Origin of the sequence: Streptomyces coeruleofuscus (assembly GCF_039532725.1) — a bacterium.
Classification (GTDB): Bacteria; Actinomycetota; Actinomycetes; order Streptomycetales; family Streptomycetaceae; genus Streptomyces; species Streptomyces coeruleofuscus.
On record NZ_BAAASE010000001.1, the window covers coordinates 1,402,957 to 1,424,919 of the forward strand.

Here is a 21,963-nt window from a genome sequence, read left to right on the forward strand (position 1 = left end):
GCGTATGTAACCACGGTTACATCGCTGATGGGTAGGAGGTGTCATGATCGGCTGGGATCAGACCGGATACGGAGCCGCCCTGTCGGCCGTCTTCGCCGCTGTGCTGCTGGCCGCCGTCATCCGAGGCCGCCGCATCGCTGTGATCGTCACGGGGGGCAATCGGCCCCATCGCGGCGGGGCCGATTCTGTGGAACGCCATGCTCCGCGCCGCACACGTAGAACCGTTCTTCACCGATGCGCCGATCGCCGTGTTCCCGGTCAGTTGGCAGGACGCCGGCTCCTGGGTGTTCGCCCTCGCTGTGGCGGTCTGGCGTACGGCCTGGGTCCACTCGCTACAGAACTCGCACGCCGCGCTGTCGGATATGCACTGCTCGCGGGGCTGGCTGCATTGCTCGCCGACGTCTACGTCTACTGATCGGGCAGCGCCTGAGAACTGGTCGGTTGTCGGGGGCGGGATGCCGGAATGCCACTATGGCGCCGCGGCGCGCTCATGATGCGTCATGATGGTCCGGACATGTCGGTTCATCACGCACTCGTTCGCACCGCAGGCGGTACCGCCGTACGCGCGGTCGGGTTCGCGGTAGCCGGCGTCGCTCTGGCCGCTGGGCTGCATCACGCGACGACCGACTCGTCCATGTCCTGGCGAGCTCTTGCATTGTCGGTCGTAGTTCTTGCGGGCTGCGCCGGTCCCGTCCTGCGGTCCGGAGCGAACGGCAGGAGCATGTTCGCCCTCGCTGCCGTCCAGGCGCTGCTGCCTCTTTGGCTGGAGTTCACCGACAGCGACATCGCGGCCCCGGTGCTCGACGACCACGTCCGACTGCCCTCCGCCATCCACCACAACGCCCTCGCCATGGTGGCCCTGAACTTCGTGGCGGCCTTGGCTCTGACCCATGCCTTCCGCAGCGCCTCCGACCTGCCCGCACGCCTCATGTACGCCGTAGCCGCCACCGCCCATCGCTGGTGGGACTGCTTGCTGTACGTCATCGGGCTCGTCCTGCGTCTGACCGGTATGGCGCCTCAGCAGCCACCCCGGCCCCCTCTTCCCGCGGTGGCCCTCCCTCGGTCGTGCGCTCTCACGGTTTTGATGCACCGTGTGCAGCCCTGCGCGCCCTAGTACGGCGTACTCGCCCCGTCACGTCAACGCGCCCGCACATGACCGCGGTGCGTCTTCCTCTTTGACACCGGAGTGACCGCTGTGTCCGCACATCTCATCGCGATGTGCCGGGCGGCTCAGAGCTGCCCGGCATCCACCGCTGACCACGCCCTGCGAGTCGAATCGAGCCATGCACCCGATTACTACGCTTCCGCTGCCGAAGGTGGCGGAATCATTGCCTTCGTCACGTCTGCCCAGAACATTCTTTGGGGCGTCGCCGGGCTGGTAGCGGCGAGTCTTCTGGTGTGGCAGCTATGGCCCATGCGGCGCGACGAGGACGGAGAGCACAAGGAGACCGGGCAGCCGGAGCCGGCCTTGCGGGCGAATGACCCGCAGGCCGGCTTCAAGAGCAGGGGACAAGCCTCAGTGCCGCAGCTTCACCTTGCTGACCGCGGCCACGCCGAGGGCGGCGAGGGCGATCTGGATGAGCCACTCGACCCAGTCGACACCGTTGGTGTCGGCGACGCCGAGGCCGGAGGCGATGCCGGTGCCGATGAACGCGGCGACGACGCCGAACAGGATCGTCCAGAGGATGCCGATGCGCTGGCGACCGGGGACGAGGAGTCGGCCGAGGAAACTGACCACGATGCCGATGACGATCGCGCTGATGGCACCTGAGATCTCCGTGACGGGTCCGGCATCCCTCGGTCGTTGGTGACGTTCGGGTGCTCGTTCGAAATAGGGTCGGCCCGTGGAGTGCGTGAGACGCCTGGCCGGGGCTTATGGCCTGCTGAAGGCGGCGTACGCGCTGCGCCACCGTCACCGGAGTGGTTGGACTCCCCGGCCGAGGAGTACGGCCGGCTCGTAAGACAGAGCACGTGCCAAAGGAGTCATGGTCGCCGCCACGGCGACGTTCCGAGGCGTACGGGACGTACGGCTTCGCTCTAGAAGTGGACTGGGAAAACGCACCGGATTCCTTCGATGAACTGTTCGGCATCCGTCTCCTGCGGGGCAGCATGAGGCGGCGTTGCTACTGCGCTCACAGCGTAGGAGGCATGAGCTGCCATGATGCGTCCTCGCCTGCCCGACGGACTGAGCAAACGACCCCCGGGCTTAGCTGTCACAGCGTGTGTGTCGGGGCTATCGCGCAGGTCAGCGCGGTGCCCAGACAACGCCAGAACATCCCGGCAGGACAGTTCGTTCGTGCCGGTGGCTGCCTGGGGCTGATGGTGCCGGCCGAGTGTGCTCTGGTCGTGCACTGGTGGGAGGCGCGTCAGCGCCCGTGCGGTCGGCGACGCCGAACTTGGCGTGGACGTGCATGGCAGACCTCAGGCGGCCCGCCCGGTGTGCGCTATGCCCAGGGCAGGACCAGGGCGCCCCAGGCGACGACGGGGCCGAGGACGACGATTCCGCCGGTGTAGCCGATGACCTGGCGGTAGAAGCGGCGGGTGTCCACCCCGCGGGCGTTGCTGAGGACGAGTGCTCCGTTGGTCGAGAAGGGAGAGGTGTCGACGATCGTCGTGGAGACGGCGAGCGCGGCGATCAGTCCGGCGGCGCTGAGGTGGCTGGAGAGCAGCAGCGGTACGGCGATGGGGATGATCGCTGTGAGAATCGCGGTGGAGGAGGCGAAGGCGGAGGTGATGGCCACGGTGAAGCACAGCAGCAGGGCGACGATGAGCGGGGCGCCCAGGTCGGCGGCATGTTCGGAGATCTTCTCGATGATGCCGGCCTTCTCCAGCATCGCGATGTACGTCATCATGCCCGCGACCAGAAGCAGGGTGGACCAGCTGACGCCGTCCACGGCCTTCTCCTGCCGCTTCATGTCCACCAGGGCGAGCAGGGCGCCGGCAGCCAGCGCGAGGAAGCCGATCTCCAGGTGGAAACCGAGCGCGCCGACGACGAGGGCCACCAGAGAGGCGAGGGTGAGCCACTGCCGCCAGTCGGGCCTGCCCGAGACGGCGACGTCCTCGTCGTCTGCTGCCTCCGCGGCGCCCTCGATCAGCGGCGCGGGACGCTTGGCGAGCAGGGCGTAGGTGAGGATCGAGAGCACCAGGTTGATCACGAAGCTGGCGCTGAACAGCGCCACCGCGGAAACCTGCAAGTCGGTCTCGTCGACGAGGCCGAGCACCAGCGCACCGGAGACGGCCAGCGGGGAGAATGCGCCCGCGTGCCCGCCGCTGATCACCATCATGCCGACGACCAGCGGGTTCAGCTTGTAGCGGTAGGCGAAGTTCATGCCGATCGGCGCGAGGATCGCGACCGCGGCCGGGGTGAACGTGCCGAACGCCGTCAGCAGGGCGGCCACCAGGAACAGCACCCAGGGGATGAGTTCCACCTTGCCGCGTACCAGCCGCACCCCGGCCGCGACGAGCCAGTCGATGGTGCCGTTGCGGCGGGCGACGGAGAACAGGTAGGTGACTCCGACGATGGTGACGAAGAGCTTCGCCGGGAACCCCTCGAAGATCTCGTCCTCGGTGAGGCCGAGCGAGGCGGTTCCGACCGCGAAGGTGGCGACGAAGGCGAGGATGCCCAGGTTGATCGGCAGCACGGTGCCGACCACGAACATCACCAGCAGGGCGCCTATGGAGATCACTTCAACAGACATCTTTGTCCTTGGTGCGGTGGGGACGGGGTGGCGCGCCCTGGGGGCGCGAGGGTATCCCGGTGCGGACGGCGGGGAACCGGCCTGACCGAGGTGATGTTCGTCGCGGCTCAGGCGGCTTGCGGGCTGCCTGCTTCCGGTACGTAGATGCGGGCGTCGGCGAGCAGACGGGCCGCGCGCTGCACGGTGACCCGGTGCGGCAGGCCGTCCCTCACATCGGTGCAGCGGACCGCGACGACGCCGGCGGGCGTGCCGAGGCGCAACCACTCGTCGGTCGGGCCGCCCGTGGTCCGGGAGACCACGGACCCCTCCAGCAGCCCGGCCGCCGCGACGGCGACGGCGGAGGTCAGGCCGATCGCGGGGTGCGGGGCGTTCATGGTGAGCATGCGCACCGACACGTCGTAGTCCTCGGCACCGATCGGTTCACCGAGGGTGGTGGTGTACGGCACCGGCGGCCCGACCAGGCCCACCTTGGGCACCGCGTCGCCCGGTTCCTCACCCGGCCGGCGCAGCCCCATCAGGGGTGCGGCGGTATGACGGACGCTGCGCAGCCAGGGGACGTCCGCGCTCATCCGCTCCAGTGACTCGGCACCGGTACGCCCGGCACTGGCGGCGTCGACGAGGACGACCGGAGCTCCCGCGGTCACCATGCTCACGCGTACCGGCCCGGCGGCGCCGACCCGCAGGTCCTGGGCGGCCTGGCCGGTGGGGAGCATCGAACCGGCGGTGCCACCGGCCGGGTCGCGGAAGGTGAGGCCGACCGCGACCCCGCCGGCACGGGTGCCGGGTACCGTCTGGCGGCCGAAGTGGTGCACCACGCCTCCGGGGGTGTCGACGATCCCTTCGAGGACCGCGCCGGTGTTGGTGTTGCGCATCACCACGCGCGTCCGGTCGCCGGTGACCGGAACCATTCCCTTGGTCACGGCGTACAGGGCGACGCCGGTGGCGCAGTTGCCGCAGTTGCTCGTCCACTCCACCGAGCCCGTCCCGATGCCGACTTGAGCGAACAGGTAGTCGACGTCGACGCCGGGCTGGGGTGAGGCGCTGACCACGGCCGCTTTCGAGGTGGTGGGGGTTGCCCCGCCCACCCCGTCCAGCTCCACGGGATCGGTGGCGCCGTACGCGGCGACCAGCAGCCTTTCGAGGTCACCACGGTCGGCAGGGACTTCGACCTGGTTGAACAGCCAGCACTTGCTTGTGCCGCCACGCACCAGGGTCGCGGGAATGTGCACGTTGAGGCTCTTCCTGGATCAACGGAGGTAGGGAAAGGGCCGAGGCAGCGGTTACGGACGCCTTGCGAACCGGTGAACCGCCCGGCGATTGCGGAGACCTTCGCAGAGGCATGACTTCGGAACAATCGCAGTACGCTTCACCTGGGTTTAGCTCAGCTAAAGTCGGCGGCATGCTCAACGTGCGCCGTCTGCTGCTGCTCACCGAGGCCACCGAACGCGGTTCACTCACCGCCGCGGCGGAAGCCCTCGGCATGACGACCTCCGCCGCCTCCCAGCAGATGTCCTTGCTGGAACAGGAGGCGGGGCAGCCCCTCATCGAGCGGCTGCCCCGCGGTATCCGCCCCACCCCGGCGGGTGCCGCGCTGGCCGAACGCGGCCAGGCCATCCGCCGTGAACTCCGTGCCGCCCAGGCCGACCTGGACTCCTTCACCGCCCTCGACGAGGGCACCTTGCGGCTCGGTTCCTTCCCCACGGCGAGCGCGTCCCTGCTGCCGTTGGCGCTCACGCGGTTCCGACGTCGCCACGCCGGCATCCGCATCGAGGTACGCGCCGGAGTCCTCGCGGAACTCAGGGAGATGCTGCACACCGGCGAGGTGGAGCAGGGGCTGCTCTGGGACTACGAATGGAACCGCCTCGACGATCCGGCGCTCACCCTCACCCACCTGCTGGACGACCCCACAGTGCTGGTCGTCCCCGCCGACTCACCCCTGCGCACACATCCCTCCGTGCGCCTCGGCGACCTCGCCGACCAGGAGTGGATCATCCGCGCCGACAACCATCCCGTCGCCGACGTCCTGCGCCGAAGCTGTCGCCAGGCGGGATTCGAGCCGCGTATCGCCTACTCGTCGCACGACTACCAGGAGGCGCAGGCCATGGTCGCCGCCGGTCTCGGCATCGCGCTCGCACCTCGCCTGGCCCTCACCAGCCGGCGCAGCGACGTACGCCTCCTGCCGTTCGCCTCCGACGTCCCGGCCCCCACCCGCCGCATCCTCCTCGCACGCGCCGCGGCACGGCCCGCCACCCCACCCGCCCAGGCGATGGCCCGCGTCCTGCGCACGGTGGCGCAGCGATTCACCGCCCCGGACCTGCACCGGGCCCAGCTCGGGGCGGTCCGGCGGGGCTGACGGTCCGGCGGGGCTCGAGCTGCCGATCTGACTGATCTTGGACCGACAAGTCGTGCCTGCGGGCGTAGTCGGCTGGGGGGGAGTCGCCGGGGGGGACCGTCAGCGGTGCCGCGTCGTGCCCAGCTCGTCGGTGAACCGGGCGAGGGCCTCCTCGGCCGTGGGGGCGGGGCCGAACAGCTGCTCCTGGCGGCGGGGGTCGGCGACGTAGCGGCCGCTGTCGAACCAGCCGAACATCGCGGCCATGTCCTTGACCAGGGGCATGAAGCGGCCGGCGACGGCTCCTGCGGCGCGGGCGACGACGGAGGGGACGGCCCACACCTTGATCTTCTCACCGGCCCGGCCGCCCATCAGGCCGGCCACCTCGCGCATGCTGACCGGACGGTCCCAGCCGATGTCGACGCGCTCACCGTCGTCGGCCTCGGCGTCGACGGCGGCCGCCAGGTACGCCGCGAGGTCGGAGGTGTGGACGAAGGTCAGCGGGACCGTGGTCTTGCCGATCCACATAAGGCGGCCCTTGTCGACCGGGTCGCCCGCCATGCTCGCGATCTGGTCCAGGAACGCCCCCGGGCGCAGTGCGACGAACGGGACGCCGAGCTGTTCGAGCTTGTCCTCGGCGAGCTTCTTGTGCCAGAAGTGCGGGACTTGGGGCGTCCGGTCGCTGGTGAGGATGCTGGTCAGGACGAACCGCCGGATGCCTGCGCGATGGGCGGCCTCTGCGAGATTCGCGTTGCCGACGGTGTCGATGTCGTGCGCGTTCTTGCCGCCGCGGGTGTAACCGGCGGCGGTGGTGACGACGGCATCGGCGCCGTTCATGGCGGCGACGAGCGAGTCGACGTCGAGCATGTCGCCGCGGGCGATCTCGACGCCCCGGCCTTCGAGCCTGCTCGCGTCGGTGGTCGGCCGGACCAGGGCGCGGACGTTCTTACCGCGCTTGAGCAGTTCGTCGACGACCTTGCCTCCGAGGGAGCCGGTCGCTCCGACGACGAGCACCGGGAGGGTGGTGGTCATGGGGGTTTCACTTCCATCAGGTCAGCAGTGGGGGAGCTTGGCAGGGCAGGGCAGGGCAGGGCAGGGCTGGGCTGACCCAGGCCGAAATGGGATTCGTGCAGCGCGAGTTACTCGGACTCTTCCCGCGGAACTGCGCGGGTGTTGATCGCGTCGGCGATGGCGTAGGCGGTGCGGACGAAGGTCTCCGCCTGCTGCGCCGACAGGTTCTGCGCGGAGGTCTCCTCCAGGGCCCGCCACATGGCTGCCAGGGGTTCGCGCATGGCACGGCCCTTGTCGGTGAGGTGGACGACCATGACCCGCCGGTCGTGTTCGGCCGGCTCGCGGACGAGCAGGCCGGCGTCCTGCATGCGGCGCAGGGACTTGGAGACGGTGGAGTGGTCCAGGCCGACGCTTTCGAGCAGCTCGGACTGGGTCTGGCCGTCCCGGTCCAGGAGCTGCATCAGCAGCAGCTCCTGCCCGGGATGCAGGTCCATCTCGCGGAGCATGGCGGCGGCGCGGGCGCGGTGAGCGCGGGCGAGCTGGAAGATCGCGTAGCTCATCGGCCCCTCGCCGGCCGTGGTGGGGATGCGAGGTGTGGGGGCGGGCATGGTTCGGTTCCTCAGACGGTGTGAGTGGGGTAGTCGGTGTAGCCGGCTGCTCCGCCGCCGTAGAAGGTCGCCGGGTCGGGGGTGTTCAGCGGCGCGTCAGAGCGTAGCCGCTCGACCAGGTCCGGGTTGGCGAGCGCGAGGGCGCCGACCGAGACGAGGTCGGCCCTGCCGTGGTCGATGTCCTTGGCTCGGGTGGGCAGGTCGCTGCCGGCCCGGTTGAGGATCAGCGTGGCCGGCCACAGTGCGCGCAGGGTTTCCAGGAGCGCGTCGTCGCCCGGGTGGAGGACGTGGAGGTAGGCGAGGCCGAGCGGGCTGAGGGCGCGCATGAGCGCCGGATACAGCTCGGCGGTGTCGGACTCGGCGATGTCGTTGTAGGGGTTGCCGGGGGAGATGCGCAGACCGGTGCGGTCGGCACCGATCTCGTCGGCCACGGCAGACGCGACCTCGACTGCGAAGCGGATGCGGTTGTCGAGGGAGCCGCCGTAGCGGTCGGTGCGCTGGTTGGTGTTGTCGGACAGGAACTGGTGCACCAGGTAGCCGTTGGCGCCGTGGATCTCCACTCCGTCGGCGCCTGCCGCGACGGCGGCCGCTGCGGCGCGGCGGAAGTCGTCGACGGTCGCCGCGACCTCCCGCGTCGACAGAGCACGGGGTGTCGGCATCTCCTGGGGCCCGGACACGGTGAACATCGCGCCCTCCGGCCGGATCGCCGAAGGGGCGACCGGCAGGCGCCCGTGGGGGGTGTTGTCGGGGTGGGCGATGCGTCCGGTGTGCATCAGCTGGATGACGATCCGGCCGTCGGCCGCGTGCACGGCGTCGGTGACCTTGCGCCACCCGGCGATCTGCTCGTCATTGTGGATGCCGGGGGTGAGGAGGTAGCCCTGTCCGTCGGGGGAGGGCTGGGTGCCCTCGGTGATGATCAGCGCGTGCGAGGCCCGCTGGGCGTAGTACTCGGCGTTCAGCTCGGTGGGTACACCTTCAGGGGTGGAGCGGTCACGGGTCATGGGGGCCATGACCAGGCGGTGGGGGAGGGAGATGGCGCCGACGGTGGTCGGTGTCCACAGGGAGTTCAGCATGCGTGGTCCTTCGGTGTGGTGATGACCAGGTGGTCGCTGGGGGGGGAAGAGAGGCGGCGTGATCAGTCGAGGGTGAGGACGAGCTTGCCCCGGATATGCCCGGCGTCGCTGATCTGCTGGGCCGTGGCCGCCTGGTCGAGCGGGTAGGCGGTGACGGTGGTGACGATCTTGCCGGTCGCGGCGTCCTGGGCCAGGGCGGCCAGGCGGGTGGACGAGCGTTCCTGGGGGCCGTTGGCGAAGGTGATGCCGAGCTGGTGCGCGCCGAAGTCGGCGATGGTGACGATGCGTTCGGTGCCGCCGCGCAGGGCGATGGAGTCCTCGAGGGCCCCCTTCCCGGCCAGGTCGAACACCGCGTCCACGCCGTCGGGGGCGAGCGTCCGGACCCGCTCGACCAGGCCCTCGCCGTAAACGGTCGCGGTGGCGCCGAGCGCGGCGAGGTATTCCTGGTTGGCGGGTCCGGCGGTGCCGATGACACGCGCTCCGCGGGCCGTGGCGAGCTGGACCGCCAGGGTTCCGACCGCTCCCGCCGCGCCGTGCATCAGCACGGTCTCCCCGGCGGTGACGCCCAGCAGGTTCAGGACCCGCTCGGCCGTCTCGCCCGCCACGGGCAGTGCGACCGCGTGCTGCCAGTCGAGGCCGGCGGGCTTGGGGGCCACGGTGGTGGCCAGAGCGTACTCGGCGTACGAGCCGGTGTCCGACCAGCCCAGCACCTCGTCACCCACCTGTATGTCCCGCACACCCTCACCCAGGGCGTCCACCACGCCGGCGAGCTCGTGACCGGGCACGGAGGGCAGTGGCGTCGGGAACACGGCCTCCAGTGCCCCGGAGCGGATCTTGCCGTCCAGGGCGTTCAGCCCGGCCGCCTTGACACGGACGCGGATCTGGCCGGGGCCGGGCTGAGGAACCTCGATGTCCGTCTCGCGCAGCACTTCGGTGCCGCCGAAACGGTCGAACAGGATGGCTTTCATGACGACTCCTCTTTGGGCGTCGCCACCAATTAGGTGGCTAGACACATAACGTAACAGTGATTATGTGGCTAGCCAAGTATTTGCTGTGACCAGTACGTCCCGGCAGGGCCCTAGCGATGTGCCTCGGCGTCGAAGCCCGCGGGAGCCCGGTCGAGAAACGCGGTGACGGAGCTGATCCGGCCGTCCCGGTCGAACTGGATCACATCGGTTCCCGTGGCGAAGGACACGCCGTCGCCGGTCAGGATCTCCCACTGGAGCCTGGCGCGGCGGTGGTGGACCTGGGGCCGCTCACGCAGGCGAAGCGCAGCGGTGCCCACGTGAGCGACGAACTGGTTCCGGAAGTCCATCAATGCCTGTGCCCCGCTGAGGACCCCGATCTCCGCGCGGTACTCGACGCCATCAGCGAGGGCCGTGGCCGCGAGTCGGCGCTGCTCCCGCTCAGTGCCGGCGTTCCAGAACCGCACGTACTGCTCGAGCTGTTCGAGTTGCTCGACGACGGTCTCGGTCTCGGTCTTGGTCCGGGGCTCGGACTGTGCTGTCGACTCGGTCATGGCCGGTGTCCCTTCGTCCGGTGGATCACTGCGCTACGAGCTGCGCATCCGGCTCCGACTCTGGGTCCGCCGGCGAGGGCTGTCGATGACCTGGGAGGTCATTGCCGTCGCACGTGAGGCAGGGCAACCTTCCACCCATGACGACGACCACCGAGCCGGTCGGGGTGCTGGTACGGCGCTGGCGTGAGCGTCGGCGTCGCTCGCAGCTCGACGTGTCGCTCGCCGCCGAGCTGTCCACCCGGCACCTGAGCTGCATCGAGACCGGGCGCGCGAACCCCAGCCGGGACATGATCCGGCGGCTGTGCGACGAGCTGGACGTGCCGCTGCGGGAACGCAACGCGCTCTACGTGGCCGCGGGCTTCGCCCCGGTGCACGCCGAGCGCGCCCTCGCCGACCTGGGGGCGGCGCGCTCGGCGGTGGAGGCCGTCCTGACCGGACATGAGCCGAACCCGGCGCTCGCCGTCAACGTGCGCTGGGAGTTGCTGGCCGCGAACCGGGCCATGGGGGTTTTCCTCGGCGACGCGGCGGGGGAGCCGACGCGTCCGCCGTTCAACGTGCTGAAGGCGACCCTGCACCCCGACGGCCTGTCCCGGCGCATCCGGAACCTCGCGCAGTGGCGGGCGCACGTGCTGCGCCGGGTCCGCCGCCAACTGGAACGGACGTCGGCCGCCGGTCTGGCCGAGCTGCTCGCGGAGCTGGAGAGCTACCCCGTCCCCGAGGGAGACGGGGGCGAGCCCTCCCCGGACGGGGCGGCGGACGATCTGGTGGTTCCGCTGAGGCTGTCGTCCGAGTACGGCGAACTCGCGCTGCTGTACACAACTACGGTGTTCGGCTCGCCGCGAGACGTGACGCTCGACGAGATCGCCATCGAGACGTTCTTCCCGGCGGATCCGCGCACGGCGGCCACGTTGCGCGCGGCTGTCGCCTGAATCGGCACGCCGGCTACGGGTGTGTCCCGGCATCCGCAGTGCGCCGGTCACTGCACCACCCGGCCAGGGCTCGGGCGAGCCCTGCGCTTGCGTCCGGCTCGCTCAGGTGTGCAAGCCGGCGGGGACAGGGCTGGTGGTCATACGGCTTCACCTCCGGGTGCGGCGATGCCTGCCGTGTTCTCGACGGAGAGCAGGGAGTTCTGCCGTCCGGAGCCGAGCCAGCGGACCAGGGCCACCAGGGCGAGGGCGAGGATCGCGAAGGCGATGAGGATGGCGCTGATCGCGGTCACGCTGGGGTCGATGTCGAAGGTGAGGGAGTTGTAGACCTGGACCGGCAGGGTGACGGTGTCGACGGAGGACAGGAACTGCTCACGACCAGCCCGTCCTCTTCCAGCCTGGTCAGCGCCTCGCGCAGCGGGGACCGGCTGATCCCGAGGTCCGCGGCGATGTGCGCCTCGCGCAGCTGACCACCAGGAGGGACGGTGCCGTCGAGGATGGCCTCGCGCAGCACGCGGTAGACGCCGTCCGGCGTCGTCGTCCGCTGCTCCTGCCACTCGAACTTGTGGGCCATCCTGGCGCCCTCCTTTGGTCGTTTGTCGACCTACAAGGCATCCCGTTGCCGCTGCCCGCGCACATCGCCCCCGACCTGACCGCCCCCTACCTGGCGGGCCGCCGGGCCAACACTCCCGCGCGGTCCTTCCTGCTGGACGTGGGCAGCCGACGAGGAGACCGCGCGGCTGCGGTCCGGCTCCCGGCGATCACCGCATCGGCTGCCCGAAACCGGAGGCACTGCGCACCATCAGCCGCTACGAGAGCAAGCCCCGGGGCGTGAACGCCGGGGCCGTGTGCATCGCCGACGCCGACGGCTCCGGAGACCTGCGAGAAGCACCACCCCGCGGAGCCGCGATGAGGGGCTGTGAGCCGGACCGCTCTACCGCTGTAGCTGTTCGAGCAGCCTGCGCGTGCTGGGGGAGGGCGTCGCGTCGATCCCGGCCAGTGCTGCCTCGCAGTCCTGGAACGCCATGAGGACGCCGTCGTCGTCGCCCAGCGCGTTCGCCGCGCGCATCCGTACACGCCAGGCCACTTCGCGGAGCGGGTCGATCGCGGTTGCACGTTCGCACAGGCGGACGGCGTCGCCGTACTGGTGCAGCCGCAGGGCGAGGTCGGCCGCCGACGAGAGCGCGTCGGCGGCCTGCCGGGACAGTGCCCGGCGCCGTTCCTCGACCCACTGGGAGGTGCGGCCCGGCAGGTAGTCGCCCTCGTAGCGGGCGAGCAGCGCCTCGATCGCCGACAGCCTCGCCCGGCCGGTCAGCCGGTTGGCGTGGGCGAGGTCGGACTCCATCAGCAGCGACTGGCACCCCTGCGCCACCTCGTCGGCGAGGGACAGCCTGTTCTGTTCGACGGTCAGGCGCAGCTGTGGCGGCAGGGCCAGATTGAGCTGGTGGACGGCCTGACGCAGGTAGGCGCGGGTGGACCGGTCGTCGCGTGCGAACAGCGCCTCCAGAACCCGGGGGCGATCGGCGGCATGGCCGGGTCGGCTGCTCAGGTAGGAGAGCAGTTCCAGGCTCTTGCTGATGCGCAGGCGGGCCTCGGCGCCGTCGACGAGCAGGGCGTGGCGTCCGAACTCCGAAACCGTCACTGCCGGCATGCGCTCGGCGACCTGGATGTTCGCTCCCTGGGCCGCGAGCGCCCGGCCTACGGTGTGCCATGGGGTGTCCGTTTCGGCCTCGGCGTCGATGCGGCGCGAGGCGACGGCGGGGAACTCGCCGAGGACTTGGAGCAGTACGTGGTGGGAGCCCTGGCGGCCCGACACCTCAAGGGCCAGATCGGCGGCCCGGTCGGCCTCGTCCGCGTGACCGGCGCGCCACTCCGCCTCCGCCAGGAGCACCGCCGCGACGGGCAGTTCCAGAAGGAGGCCACCGGCCCTCAGGAGCGAAACGGCTTCGCGCAGGCAGTCGAGCGCGTCGGCATCCGCGCCGCTGCGCAGCAGCAGCCAGCCTCGCCACGCACGGGCCTTGGCGCTGAGCTGCACCGCCTGTTCGATGAGCGGGTCGTTGTCCAGTCCGTCGAGCAGCGCCATGGACACCGCGGGGTCGCGGCGGTCGAGGATCCTGAGCCTGACCAGCCCTTCCGTGAAACCGAGATACCAGGTGCGTGCCCCGGCGGCGAGGGCGAGCCTGCGGCCTTCCTCCAGGGCCGTGATCGCTTCGCTCGGGCGCCCGGCGTCCAGCAGGAGTTCCGGCACGACCGCGTGCAGGCTCAGGGAGTTGGAGACCGAGTCGCGGGTCCGTTCGTACAGCTCCAGGGCCCGGCGGGTGTGGCCCTGCGCGCGGAGCGCCGCGATCTGCCACGGGGCGGCCAGGGAGGTACCCCAGTGCGACTCCAGGGAGATGTCGAGGTCGCTCAGGTGGCCGAACCAGTACTTCGCGAACAGCACGAACGCGTCGGACGGCCCTCCGGTCAGCTCCGGTGGCGTGTCGACGCGGTACGAGGGATACATGGTGCCCAGTGAGTAACGCACGGCGGCCACCTCCGCGCCGGGTCCGGCCAGCCGCAGGATGTCCTCGACGTCCCCGGGGCGGCCGCACTGGGCGTAGCAGTAGATCATCAACGCTGCCGCCCGTTCCGATCTCCGGGCGACCTCGTCGCGGGTACCGGCATCGAGGAGCGCGTCGGCGATGGCCGTGCCCCCGCGGTAGTCGTCCCGGGCCCAGGCGAGCATAAGCCGTGCCGTGGTCAGTTCGTGGGGCTCGCGGCCGACCGGGCCGAACGCGTCCAGCCAGCGCTCGGCGACGGGGAGGTCGAGCCGCTCGATCACACGCAGGATGACCCGCGCCCCGCAGACGCGTGCCTCGGCGGCTTCCCCGGCCAGCAACAGGACCTCGGTGGCCTCCTCGTCGTGGCCTTCACCGGCCAGCAACCGGCCGTGGGCGAGGCGGATCCGGCGCAGCTCCTCGTCGTCGCGCCGGCCGAGCTGCTCCAGCAGGAACTCCCGCAGCCGCGGGTGGAAGCGCATCGTGCGCCCGTCCCGGGACCAGACGACGGGCAGCCGGACCGAGCGCAGCGACTGCATCCGCCTCGCCGGCGCGGCGAGGCCCAGCACCCGTGCCCGTTCGGCCGTCACCTCGTCGAGGACCGCGGCCGTGACGAGGAAGTCCCGGTCCGCGTCGGACAGTTCCGCGAGGATCCGGGAGGACATGTAGCCGTGCAGCGGGTCGGCCTCGCCTCCGACGACCGCGGTGTGCTCCTCGGAGCGCCAGGCCTCGAACAGCACACCGGTGACCCAGCCGCCCGTCGCCGACACCGCCTGTGCCGGGTCGACCGTGGTGTTGTCGTTCAGCCGCAGGGCGTCGGCCGCCTCCTCGACGGTGAAGGCGAGGTCTTCCTCGCGCAGTGAGGCCACCGAGGTGAGGTCGAGCCGCCGGTGCACCGCCGGCGGGATGTCGCGCCGGCTGACCAGGACGGCGCGCACCGTTCGCGGAAGGTAGTGCAGGAAGGAGCCGAGCGTCTCCCAGACTTCACCCGACGCCCCCAGGCGTTCCAGGTCGTCGAGCACCAGCACCAGCGTGTGTCCCCGGAGGGACTCGGCGAGGAGCCCGGCGGATTCCGCGTGCTGGATGCCCGCGCGCAGCGCACGGGTCGCCACCTGGTGCGCGGCGGGTGCGTGCCGTGCCAGGACCTCTTCGAGGTAGGCGAGCAGGCGTCCCGGACGGGCGTCGGTCGCGTCGGCCGACAGCCACGCCACCGGGTGGGGCAGGCGCGCTGTCGCCTGGCTGACGGCGGTGGTCTTGCCGGCGCCCGCGGTCGCCAGTACGAGCACCACCTGGCGTCGCTCGATCAGCGCGCCGAGGGCTGTCGCGATCCTGGGCCGTGGCACCAGGCGCTCGGGCACGTCCGGAACGGACATCTTGTGCTGGATCAGACCTACGGCGTGCGGCACCGTCTGCCGGGGATCGTCCATGGCCACCTCAACCAGGGGAAGCTTGCTCAGTACGTCGTGCCGGCGGTCACAGGCCCGCCTTCCCCGTCGCCCAGTACGGCTGCGTGTGGATGACGGACCGGTGCAGGTCATACCGGGTACGGACCACATTCCGCGCGCGTTGGACGGTCTGCCCGTGCCCGGCCAGGTAGGCCTGCGTGACCTCCCGCGGCGGGGCGTCGCCCAGCCAGGACAACACAGCCTCCCCCGGCTGCGCGCTCTGCGCGACGACCTGTACACCGGGCAGCAGGCCCCGCACCACAGGCACGTCCTGCGCGGGCACCTCGACCACACCGCATACCCGGGCCCGGTCGCCCAGCCAGTGGATCATCGAGTACCACAGGCCCACGGTCGTGGCATCGCCGCACACGAGGGTGGTGCCCGGTTCGGCACGCGCCCGGAAACTGCGCGTAGCCTCCAGCCCCATCGCGGAGACCGGGGCGCCGGCCGTCAGACTGTCGAGCCACGCGTCACCGGGTGAAGTCGGGCCCGGGACAAGGGTGCTGTGCCGGTGGAAGAGGATGGACATGCGTCCGGTGACCGTGTCCACCGCGTCCGGCGTGTAGCGCCGGAACGCGGTCGGCGAGACCAGGAACGTGGTCACCTGGCACGGTGCCCATTCCCGCCCCTTCAGGCGCTCGCAGGCGAGGTGGACCCGCCGGAACGACGGCGACAGGTCTTCTGTCCCGGTCACCGTGCACGGCATTCCCCGGACCTCGATCATTCGGGCAAGGGGCGCGGGCAGGCTGGGCATCGACAACTCCTGACGAGGGGCGAGCGGCCCGCCGGTGCTGGTGAGTCGCTCGCGGGGAGGTGGTCCTGTGCCCATACGGTCAGGGCCGGCTGAGGGTGCTGTGAGGTGGTCATGGCGTGTGTCCGCTCCGGTACGGCGGAGGCGTCGTGGTGCGATGCCTCCGCCGTACGTCGTCGTGTCAGTGCCGGGCGTCAGCCCATGTGGAGGGGCGCGGCACCCTCGGCGTGCTGCTGCCTGCCCGAGTTGACGGCCAGGAACATGACCGCCAGGCCGCCCAGGAACATGACGCCGGAGGCGACGAAGGCCATCGTGTAGCCGTGGGTCAGCGCCTCGCCCGCCTTCGCGACCAGAGGGAAGTCCTTGGTGGCCAGGCCCCTGAAGAAGGCGGAGGCCGCCTCGGGGAGCTGGTCGTTCGCCGCCGACGTGGAGATCGTCGACAGGACCGCCAGACCGAGGGCGCCGCCGATCTGCTGGGCGGTGTTCAGCAGAGCCGAGGCCATGCCGGTGTCCTGGTGGTCGACGCCGCTGACCGCGCCGAGTGTCATCGGGACGAAGCTCATGCCGAGCCCGAGCGCGGTGACGAACATCGCCGGCATCAGATGTCCGGCATACGAGGAGTCGGGCTCCAGAGTGGCGAACCAGAACATGCCGCCCGCGGCGACCATCAGGCCCGGTCCGGCGATCAGCCGGGGCGCCAGGTGGGTGATCAGCTTGGAGCTGATGCCCGCGGCGGCCGCCATGCCGACGCTGAACGGCAGAAACGCGAAGCCGGTCTTGACCGCGCTGAAGCCGAGGATCAGCTGCATGTAGAGCGTCAGGAAGTAGAACATGGCGAACATGCCCGACCCGACGAACAGCATCGTCGCGTAACTGCCGGAGCGGTTGCGGTCGTTGAAGAGGCGCAGCGGCATCATCGGGTCCGCGGCGCGGGACTGGATGACCAGGAACACCGTCAGCAGTACGGCGGCCGTCGTGAAGGAGGCCAGCGTCAGGCCGTCCGTCCAGCCGTGCTCGCCGCCCCGCGTGATGCCGTAGACGAGGGCGATCAGGCCGCCGGTGCCGGTGATGGCGCCCGGGACGTCCAGGCGGCCGGGGTGTCGCTCGGCTTCGACGAGGCTCCTGGTGCCCGCGAGGACGACCAGGCCGATGGGGATGTTGATGAAGAACACCCAGCGCCAGTCGAGCGCGTCGGTCAGTACGCCACCCAGCAGCAGGCCGACCGTGGCGCCGACGCCGCCCATGGCCGCGTACACGCCCATGGCCGTGTTGCGTGACCTGCCGGCCGGGAAGGTGGTGGTGATCAGGGCGAGCGCGTTGGGCGCGGCGAGTGCGGCGCCGACTCCCTGGAGGATGCGGGCGCCGATCAACAGGCCCTCGTTCGGGGCGAGTCCGCCCAGCAGGGAGGCGAGCGTGAAGACGGCTATGCCCGCCTGGAATATGCGCCGCCGTCCGAAGAGGTCGCCGGCTTTGCCGCCGAGCAGCATCAGCCCGCCGAAGGCCAGCGCGTACGAGTTGACGATCCACGCCAGGTTCGCGTCGGTGACACCCAGGTCGGTCTGGATCGCGGGCAGGGCGATGTTGGTGATCGTGGCGTCGAGGATCACCATCAGCTGAGCCGCGGCGATCACGAAGAGCGCCAGGCCGAGGTGCCGGCCGCCCGGGGAAGCCCCGGACGCATCGGTACCCGGCTGCGCGGGGGCCGTGGTTGTGCTGTCGGCAGACAAGGGAGAACTCCAAAGGTGGGGCGAGGGGCGTGGAAAGTCATTGACCCGGACAGGGAGAAGACGTGGAATGTCGAGTCCTGTGGCGATGCACGGTCGAGTCTCGGCACGGAAATCCGACCCTAACACCCGGATTTCACGAGCAGCGGGCTCCAGGAATCCGCATTCGGTGTGATTATTTCAAGCTTGACCGGCCCGGTGCGTGTATGAGCACAGCGGCGGAACGGAAGGAAATCCCGTTGCACATGACGCCGGCCGAGTTGTCAAATTCAGAATTCCAGAATCCGATCGGTCGGATCAGGCGGGAGTGCCGAACCAGGTGGTCAGGGCGGTCTCCAAGTCGGACTTGGCCGGAGCCGTCCAGCAGACGTAGCCGTCCGGGCGGATCAAGAGCGCGTCGGCGCCCTCGCCGGTGAGCGGGATCTCCGGCAGCAGCACCGCCTCGACGCGGTCGGACCAGGGGCGAGCCGCGTCGACGAAGGCGGAGTCCACGGTCAGCAGGACGCCGCAGCCCGTGTGCAGCAGCTCTCCGGCCCAGACATCGTCGGCCAGTTGGATGTCCGGCATCCGGGCTCCCAGCAGCTCATGGGACGGCCCGGTGTCGGCGCCGTCCATCGGATACCGGATGCCGAGGCCGGAGATCCTGCCCGCGAGGTAGCGATTGACCTGGGGCAGTGCCAGGAGCTCGGTGAACAGCCCGCGCAGGGCGTCCACCCCGGGGTCCTCCTTCGCGAACATGAACAGCCCCTGCGCGCGGGTGTTCTCCAGTACCTCCGCGGCCACCGGATGGCGTTCGGCGTGGTAGCTGTCCAGGAGTCCTTCGGGAGCCCGGCCGAGTACCTCGGCGGCGAGCTTCCAGCCGAGGTTCATGGCGTCCTGGATGCCGAGGTTCATCCCCTGGGCGCCCGCCAGCAAGTGGATGTGGGCGGCGTCCCCGGCGAGCAGCACTCGGCCGACCCGGTACCGCTCGACCTGGCGCGAGGCGTCGGTGAACCGGGTGGCCTGGCGCACTTCGGTGATCTCGGCCTCCTCCCCGTAGGAAATCCGCAGCGCGGTCTCCAGCTCCGCCTTCGACACGGGAGCCTCCCGGCTCTCCGGGCGGATGTCCGGGCCGATGGTGAAGAGCTGGTAATGGCCGGGCTCGTCCAGCGGGATCAGGGCGGTGACCTGTCCGGCGGGTGCGGTGTGGGCGAACAGCTTCGCCGTGGAGGTCCACCGGGTCGGCACCTCCGCCGAGGTCTGACCGAGCACCACGTCGGCCACGATGCCGAAAGCCCGCGCGTCGGTGCCCGGGAAGGGAACCCCGAGCAGCTTGCGGACGGTGCTCCGGCCGCCGTCGCAGGCGGCCAGATAGGCGGCCCGCAGCGTCCGTTCGTCGCCGTTCGGGACACGCACGGTGGCAGTGACGCCCGTGCTGTCCTGTACCAGGCCCACCAGCTCGTGCCCGTAGCGGACACGTGTCCCGTGGCTGAGGAGACGCTCTTCGAGCAGCTCCTCGACCCGCGCCTGCGGAATGCCGACCTGGTAGGGGCGCCGGGCCGACCAGCCGTCGTACCGGAGCGGCACGGGCAGCCTGGCGAAATGCCCCTCGGCGACGGTGGCGATGGCGCGCTCGTGCGCGTCGTCGAGCAGGCCGCGCAGATCGAGCACCTCGGCGGTACGGGGCTGAAGGTTGAGGGCCTTTGCCTGGACGCGGCGCTCGGGCAGTTTGTCCAGCACCACCACGTCGACGCCCGCCAGCGCCAGCTCGGCGGCGAGCAGCAGCCCTGTCGGGCCGCTGCCGACCACCACGACTTCGGTCTTCTCCATGGTTTCGTCTCCCTGACGCCAGAATTCGCACGCTGAGGTGCGTTCGGCGCATCCGCCGAACGCCGGAGATCTGCTTTCTCCGTCATCGGCAGATCGTGCCTGCGTGGCGTTAGCAAAGGAGAAACCGGAAGACTGTCGGCCATTCCCGGCCGGCCTTCAGCGGGAATCGATTCCCCGTTTCCGGGCCGCCGCTCCGAAGTAGTCGCCCCCCTTGCGCTTGGGGTCGTCGGTGCCCCAGGCCTGTTCGCCGTCGGCGGCGGAGCGGTCCGTGCCGTCGGTGTGCTGCCGGAGGGGGGCTCTGACGAGCCTCGGTATGTGCTTCGAGCAGTGGATGTATGCCTCTTCGACCTCGACCTCCACCCACACGTGGGGGCGGCGGCCGGGTACCGGGTCGACCGGCAGGTCCGGAATCCTCCGGTGCATCGTGTCGTCGGTGACCAGCCGTGCGCGGCCGTTGACATGGAGGCCGATGCGGTCCTGGGAGAAATCGATCATCAGGATGCCGATGTGCGGGTTCTCCCGGATGTTGCCGAGCGAGGCCATGACGCCGTTCCCGCGGTACTCCGGGTAGGCCAGAGTCGCGTCGTCCAGTACCCGGAGAAAGCCCGGCGGGCCTGCCCGGAAGGTGCTGTCGCACTCGCCGTGGCCGTCGGAGGTCGCGAGGAAGAACATCTCCTGGCGGGCCACGAACTCCTGCATCCGCGCATTGAGCCGCCGCAGGACCTGATCGTCGTAGAACCGGTCGGCGCGCGCGACGGTGCCCAGCTCCCGCTGGACCTGGTGCTCGCCGTGGCTTCCGGGCCGGTCTGCCCGCTCATCGTGGTGCAACGGTCCTCCTGACAGCGATTTCGGCAGGGCGGCAGCTCGTCGAGCCGTGGCATGGGGACTGGTGTCCGTGTCCGGGCCCTGTTCTCGGTGTTCACCTCGGCGTACGTGACGAATTCGGTCACCTGGCTGGCCGAAAATCGTCACCGGCCATGGACGAGACTAGAGCAGACGCCCGTACGGACGCAGCGGGACGGCATCCCCGCCGAACGACCACCGCACGAGCCGGGCCAGGGCCACGGGGACGGACGGGGGGTGTCCCCACCCATGAGCGGTGGCTCGCCGGATGGGCGGAGGCCCGCGAGACGAGTGATCGTGTACGCACGGGTCTCCCGCTCGCCGGGTGGCCAATTGACGGACCGTGAAGGGGGAACAGTGAAGCGTCCTACGGAGCACGCTCCGGCCCGCCGTACGCTGCTGGCCGGCATGGCGGCGGCAGCCGGTGCGGCAACGGTGTGGGGTACTGCGGGGAAGGCCGTCGCCGACGGGGGGAGGGGGCCGGTGGGGAACGGGGCGGTGGACGCCGAGGCCGCGCGCCTCGAGGGCGGGTTGATCGAGCTGAGACGGGACATCCACCGGCACCCCGAGCTGCCTGGGGAGGAGCGTCGTACCGCGGGCGTGGTGGCCCGGAAACTGCGGGCGGCCGGGCTGACCGTCACCACCGGGGTCGGCGGTCATGGCGTGGTCGGTGTCCTGCACGGCGCGCGTCCGGGCCGGACGGTCGCCTACCGGGCGGACATGGACGCGGTGCCGCCCAAGGACATCGTCGGAGGCGGCCACGCCGCGGCCCACTTGTGCGGGCACGACATCCACACGACGGTGGCCCTGGGCGTCGCGAAGGTCCTGGCGCGGCTGCGGCGGCACCTGAGCGGCACGGTGGTGTTCCTCTTCCAGCCTGCCGAGGAAAGCCTCTCCGGAGCCCGGGCACTGATCGAGGCGGGCGTGCTGGAGCGCACCCGTGCCGAGGAGATCCACGCGCTGCACTGCGGGCCTTTCCCTGTGGGCCAGTTCGCTGTGACTGGGGGCTACGGGATGCCGGGACAGGACAAGGCGGAGGTGACGCTTCAGGGCCCGGACGGGCCCGAGGCCGCGCGGCGACTGGCCGCCGGGATCGGCGCCCTCGCCACGGTGACACCCCCGCAGACGCCCGCGGACATCGAGCGGATGGTCACCGACGCCCAGACGCCCGACGGGCCGTTCGCCCGCTTCGTCGCCCTCCGGGCCTCGGCGCAGGAGACCAAGGTGAGCGTGTCCTACCGCTGTTGGCCGCAGGAGCGGTACACGGAGGTGCGCGAGGAGATCCGCCGGCTGGCCGAGCCGTACGCGGGAGCGGCGGTGAGCTTTCCCGCCGAGCCGTTCCCGGCCCTGGTCTGCCCGGAACCCGACGCCCGGGCGCTCGCCCGACACCTGCGCCGCAGGCTGGGCCGTGACTCGGTGGCCACGCTCCGTTCCGCGTTCCCGCCCTTCAGCGGCGAGGACTACGCCCTCTACCTGGAGCGCGTCCCCGGCACGTACACGTTCCTCGGCGTCCGCGCCCCCGGCTCCCCGATCACCACCAGCTACCCGCACTTCCCCGATTTCGCCCCGGACGAGCGGTCCATCGGCATCGGCGTACGGGCCATGGCGGGGTGGATCGCGGAGCGGACCCACCGTTAGACATCCGCCTCGAGGCGCGGCCGCGGCACTCCGGACCAGTCCGGCCGTGGCA

The 21,963-nt window shown here is 70.7% G+C and carries 19 protein-coding genes; 4 read left to right on the forward strand and 15 right to left on the reverse strand.

The annotated features are described in order from the left end of the window. The first annotated feature begins 721 nt into the window (after positions 1 to 721). Positions 722 to 1,114, forward strand: coding sequence for a hypothetical protein (locus ABFX81_RS06140; RefSeq protein ID WP_086852324.1), 393 nt, complete (start codon positions 722 to 724; stop codon positions 1,112 to 1,114). 402 nt (positions 1,115 to 1,516) lie between these two features. Here the strand turns inward: ABFX81_RS06140 and ABFX81_RS06145 are convergent, their stop codons facing one another. The 3 genes from ABFX81_RS06145 to ABFX81_RS06155 all read right to left on the reverse strand — a co-directional run bounded on the left by ABFX81_RS06145 (position 1,517) and on the right by ABFX81_RS06155 (position 4,927). Beyond that, entirely contained in the window at positions 1,517 to 1,738 is a 222-nt protein-coding gene (locus ABFX81_RS06145; RefSeq protein WP_346137716.1) for a GlsB/YeaQ/YmgE family stress response membrane protein, read from the reverse strand. Between the two features lie 706 nt (positions 1,739 to 2,444). After that, positions 2,445 to 3,698, reverse strand: a complete 1,254-nt coding sequence (locus tag ABFX81_RS06150; RefSeq protein ID WP_346137717.1) for an SLC13 family permease — start codon at positions 3,696 to 3,698, stop codon at positions 2,445 to 2,447. 107 nt (positions 3,699 to 3,805) lie between these two features. Further along, positions 3,806 to 4,927, reverse strand: coding sequence for a PrpF domain-containing protein (locus tag ABFX81_RS06155; protein WP_086852317.1), 1,122 nt, complete (start codon positions 4,925 to 4,927; stop codon positions 3,806 to 3,808). A gap of 170 nt (positions 4,928 to 5,097) precedes the next feature. Between ABFX81_RS06155 and ABFX81_RS06160 the strand changes: the two genes are divergently transcribed. After that, a complete protein-coding gene (locus ABFX81_RS06160) occupies positions 5,098 to 6,051 on the forward strand; it encodes a LysR family transcriptional regulator (protein WP_346137718.1) in 954 nt (317 codons plus the stop codon). A 99-nt stretch (positions 6,052 to 6,150) separates the two neighbouring features. Here the strand turns inward: ABFX81_RS06160 and ABFX81_RS06165 are convergent, their stop codons facing one another. The 5 genes from ABFX81_RS06165 to ABFX81_RS06185 all read right to left on the reverse strand — a co-directional run bounded on the left by ABFX81_RS06165 (position 6,151) and on the right by ABFX81_RS06185 (position 10,238). Continuing rightward, positions 6,151 to 7,059 carry an SDR family oxidoreductase gene (locus tag ABFX81_RS06165; RefSeq protein WP_346137719.1) on the reverse strand — a complete coding sequence of 303 codons (909 nt, stop codon included), beginning with the start codon at positions 7,057 to 7,059 and terminating at the stop codon, positions 6,151 to 6,153. Between the two features lie 107 nt (positions 7,060 to 7,166). After that, entirely contained in the window at positions 7,167 to 7,646 is a 480-nt protein-coding gene (locus ABFX81_RS06170; protein ID WP_086852704.1) for a MarR family transcriptional regulator, read from the reverse strand. A gap of 11 nt (positions 7,647 to 7,657) precedes the next feature. Continuing rightward, a complete protein-coding gene (locus tag ABFX81_RS06175) occupies positions 7,658 to 8,719 on the reverse strand; it encodes an oxidoreductase (RefSeq protein ID WP_086852702.1) in 1,062 nt (353 codons plus the stop codon). 62 nt (positions 8,720 to 8,781) lie between these two features. Beyond that, positions 8,782 to 9,687 (reverse strand): alcohol dehydrogenase catalytic domain-containing protein, encoded by a 906-nt coding sequence (locus tag ABFX81_RS06180; RefSeq protein ID WP_086852700.1) that lies wholly within the window; start codon positions 9,685 to 9,687, stop codon positions 8,782 to 8,784. Between the two features lie 110 nt (positions 9,688 to 9,797). Further along, entirely contained in the window at positions 9,798 to 10,238 is a 441-nt protein-coding gene (locus ABFX81_RS06185; RefSeq protein ID WP_346137720.1) for a nuclear transport factor 2 family protein, read from the reverse strand. Positions 10,239 to 10,375: 137 nt separating this feature from the next. Here ABFX81_RS06185 and ABFX81_RS06190 point away from each other — a divergent pair, with 137 nt between their 5' ends. Then, positions 10,376 to 11,167, forward strand: coding sequence for an MmyB family transcriptional regulator (locus tag ABFX81_RS06190; protein WP_086852698.1), 792 nt, complete (start codon positions 10,376 to 10,378; stop codon positions 11,165 to 11,167). A 137-nt stretch (positions 11,168 to 11,304) separates the two neighbouring features. Here the strand turns inward: ABFX81_RS06190 and ABFX81_RS06195 are convergent, their stop codons facing one another. The 7 genes from ABFX81_RS06195 to ABFX81_RS06225 form a co-directional block, all read right to left on the reverse strand. Next, the gene (locus ABFX81_RS06195) at positions 11,305 to 11,457 is read right to left on the reverse strand and encodes a hypothetical protein (RefSeq protein WP_346137721.1); all 153 of its coding nucleotides are present in this window, start codon (positions 11,455 to 11,457) and stop codon (positions 11,305 to 11,307) included. Beyond that, complete coding sequence (locus tag ABFX81_RS06200; protein ID WP_346137722.1) at positions 11,454 to 11,738, reverse strand: GntR family transcriptional regulator; 285 nt, start codon at positions 11,736 to 11,738, stop codon at positions 11,454 to 11,456. Before ABFX81_RS06200 ends, ABFX81_RS06195 begins: the two co-directional genes overlap by 4 nt. 360 nt (positions 11,739 to 12,098) lie before the next feature. Next, positions 12,099 to 15,128, reverse strand: a complete 3,030-nt coding sequence (locus tag ABFX81_RS06205; protein WP_346137723.1) for an AfsR/SARP family transcriptional regulator — start codon at positions 15,126 to 15,128, stop codon at positions 12,099 to 12,101. Between the two features lie 46 nt (positions 15,129 to 15,174). Beyond that, complete coding sequence (locus ABFX81_RS06210) at positions 15,175 to 15,900, reverse strand: siderophore-interacting protein (RefSeq protein ID WP_346137724.1); 726 nt, start codon at positions 15,898 to 15,900, stop codon at positions 15,175 to 15,177. A gap of 191 nt (positions 15,901 to 16,091) precedes the next feature. Further along, positions 16,092 to 17,624, reverse strand: coding sequence for an MFS transporter (locus ABFX81_RS06215; RefSeq protein WP_346137725.1), 1,533 nt, complete (start codon positions 17,622 to 17,624; stop codon positions 16,092 to 16,094). A gap of 294 nt (positions 17,625 to 17,918) precedes the next feature. Beyond that, positions 17,919 to 19,430, reverse strand: coding sequence for an FAD-dependent monooxygenase (locus tag ABFX81_RS06220; protein WP_086855409.1), 1,512 nt, complete (start codon positions 19,428 to 19,430; stop codon positions 17,919 to 17,921). Positions 19,431 to 19,586: 156 nt separating this feature from the next. Next, positions 19,587 to 20,258: a pyridoxamine 5'-phosphate oxidase family protein gene (locus ABFX81_RS06225; protein ID WP_086855410.1), complete on the reverse strand. Its 672-nt coding sequence runs from the start codon at positions 20,256 to 20,258 to the stop codon at positions 19,587 to 19,589. A 498-nt stretch (positions 20,259 to 20,756) separates the two neighbouring features. Here ABFX81_RS06225 and ABFX81_RS06230 point away from each other — a divergent pair, with 498 nt between their 5' ends. Beyond that, the gene (locus ABFX81_RS06230; RefSeq protein ID WP_346137779.1) at positions 20,757 to 21,911 is read left to right on the forward strand and encodes a M20 metallopeptidase family protein; all 1,155 of its coding nucleotides are present in this window, start codon (positions 20,757 to 20,759) and stop codon (positions 21,909 to 21,911) included. Positions 21,912 to 21,963: the final 52 nt, after the last annotated feature.

What these genes read in the sequence shown, in the direction of transcription:
- ABFX81_RS06185 (WP_346137720.1), bottom strand. Translation starts at nt 10,238, where the DNA reads ATGACCGAGTCGACAGCACAGTCCGAGCCCCGGACCAAGACCGAGACC.
- ABFX81_RS06170 (WP_086852704.1), bottom strand. Translation starts at nt 7,646, where the DNA reads ATGCCCGCCCCCACACCTCGCATCCCCACCACGGCCGGCGAGGGGCCG.
- ABFX81_RS06190 (WP_086852698.1), top strand. Translation starts at nt 10,376, where the DNA reads ATGACGACGACCACCGAGCCGGTCGGGGTGCTGGTACGGCGCTGGCGT.
- ABFX81_RS06210 (WP_346137724.1), bottom strand. Translation starts at nt 15,900, where the DNA reads ATGCCCAGCCTGCCCGCGCCCCTTGCCCGAATGATCGAGGTCCGGGGA.
- ABFX81_RS06140 (WP_086852324.1), top strand. Translation starts at nt 722, where the DNA reads ATGTTCGCCCTCGCTGCCGTCCAGGCGCTGCTGCCTCTTTGGCTGGAG.
- ABFX81_RS06165 (WP_346137719.1), bottom strand. Translation starts at nt 7,059, where the DNA reads ATGACCACCACCCTCCCGGTGCTCGTCGTCGGAGCGACCGGCTCCCTC.
- ABFX81_RS06150 (WP_346137717.1), bottom strand. Translation starts at nt 3,698, where the DNA reads ATGTCTGTTGAAGTGATCTCCATAGGCGCCCTGCTGGTGATGTTCGTG.
- ABFX81_RS06200 (WP_346137722.1), bottom strand. Translation starts at nt 11,738, where the DNA reads ATGGCCCACAAGTTCGAGTGGCAGGAGCAGCGGACGACGACGCCGGAC.
- ABFX81_RS06220 (WP_086855409.1), bottom strand. Translation starts at nt 19,430, where the DNA reads ATGGAGAAGACCGAAGTCGTGGTGGTCGGCAGCGGCCCGACAGGGCTG.
- ABFX81_RS06205 (WP_346137723.1), bottom strand. Translation starts at nt 15,128, where the DNA reads ATGGACGATCCCCGGCAGACGGTGCCGCACGCCGTAGGTCTGATCCAG.
- ABFX81_RS06160 (WP_346137718.1), top strand. Translation starts at nt 5,098, where the DNA reads ATGCTCAACGTGCGCCGTCTGCTGCTGCTCACCGAGGCCACCGAACGC.
- ABFX81_RS06180 (WP_086852700.1), bottom strand. Translation starts at nt 9,687, where the DNA reads ATGAAAGCCATCCTGTTCGACCGTTTCGGCGGCACCGAAGTGCTGCGC.
- ABFX81_RS06175 (WP_086852702.1), bottom strand. Translation starts at nt 8,719, where the DNA reads ATGCTGAACTCCCTGTGGACACCGACCACCGTCGGCGCCATCTCCCTC.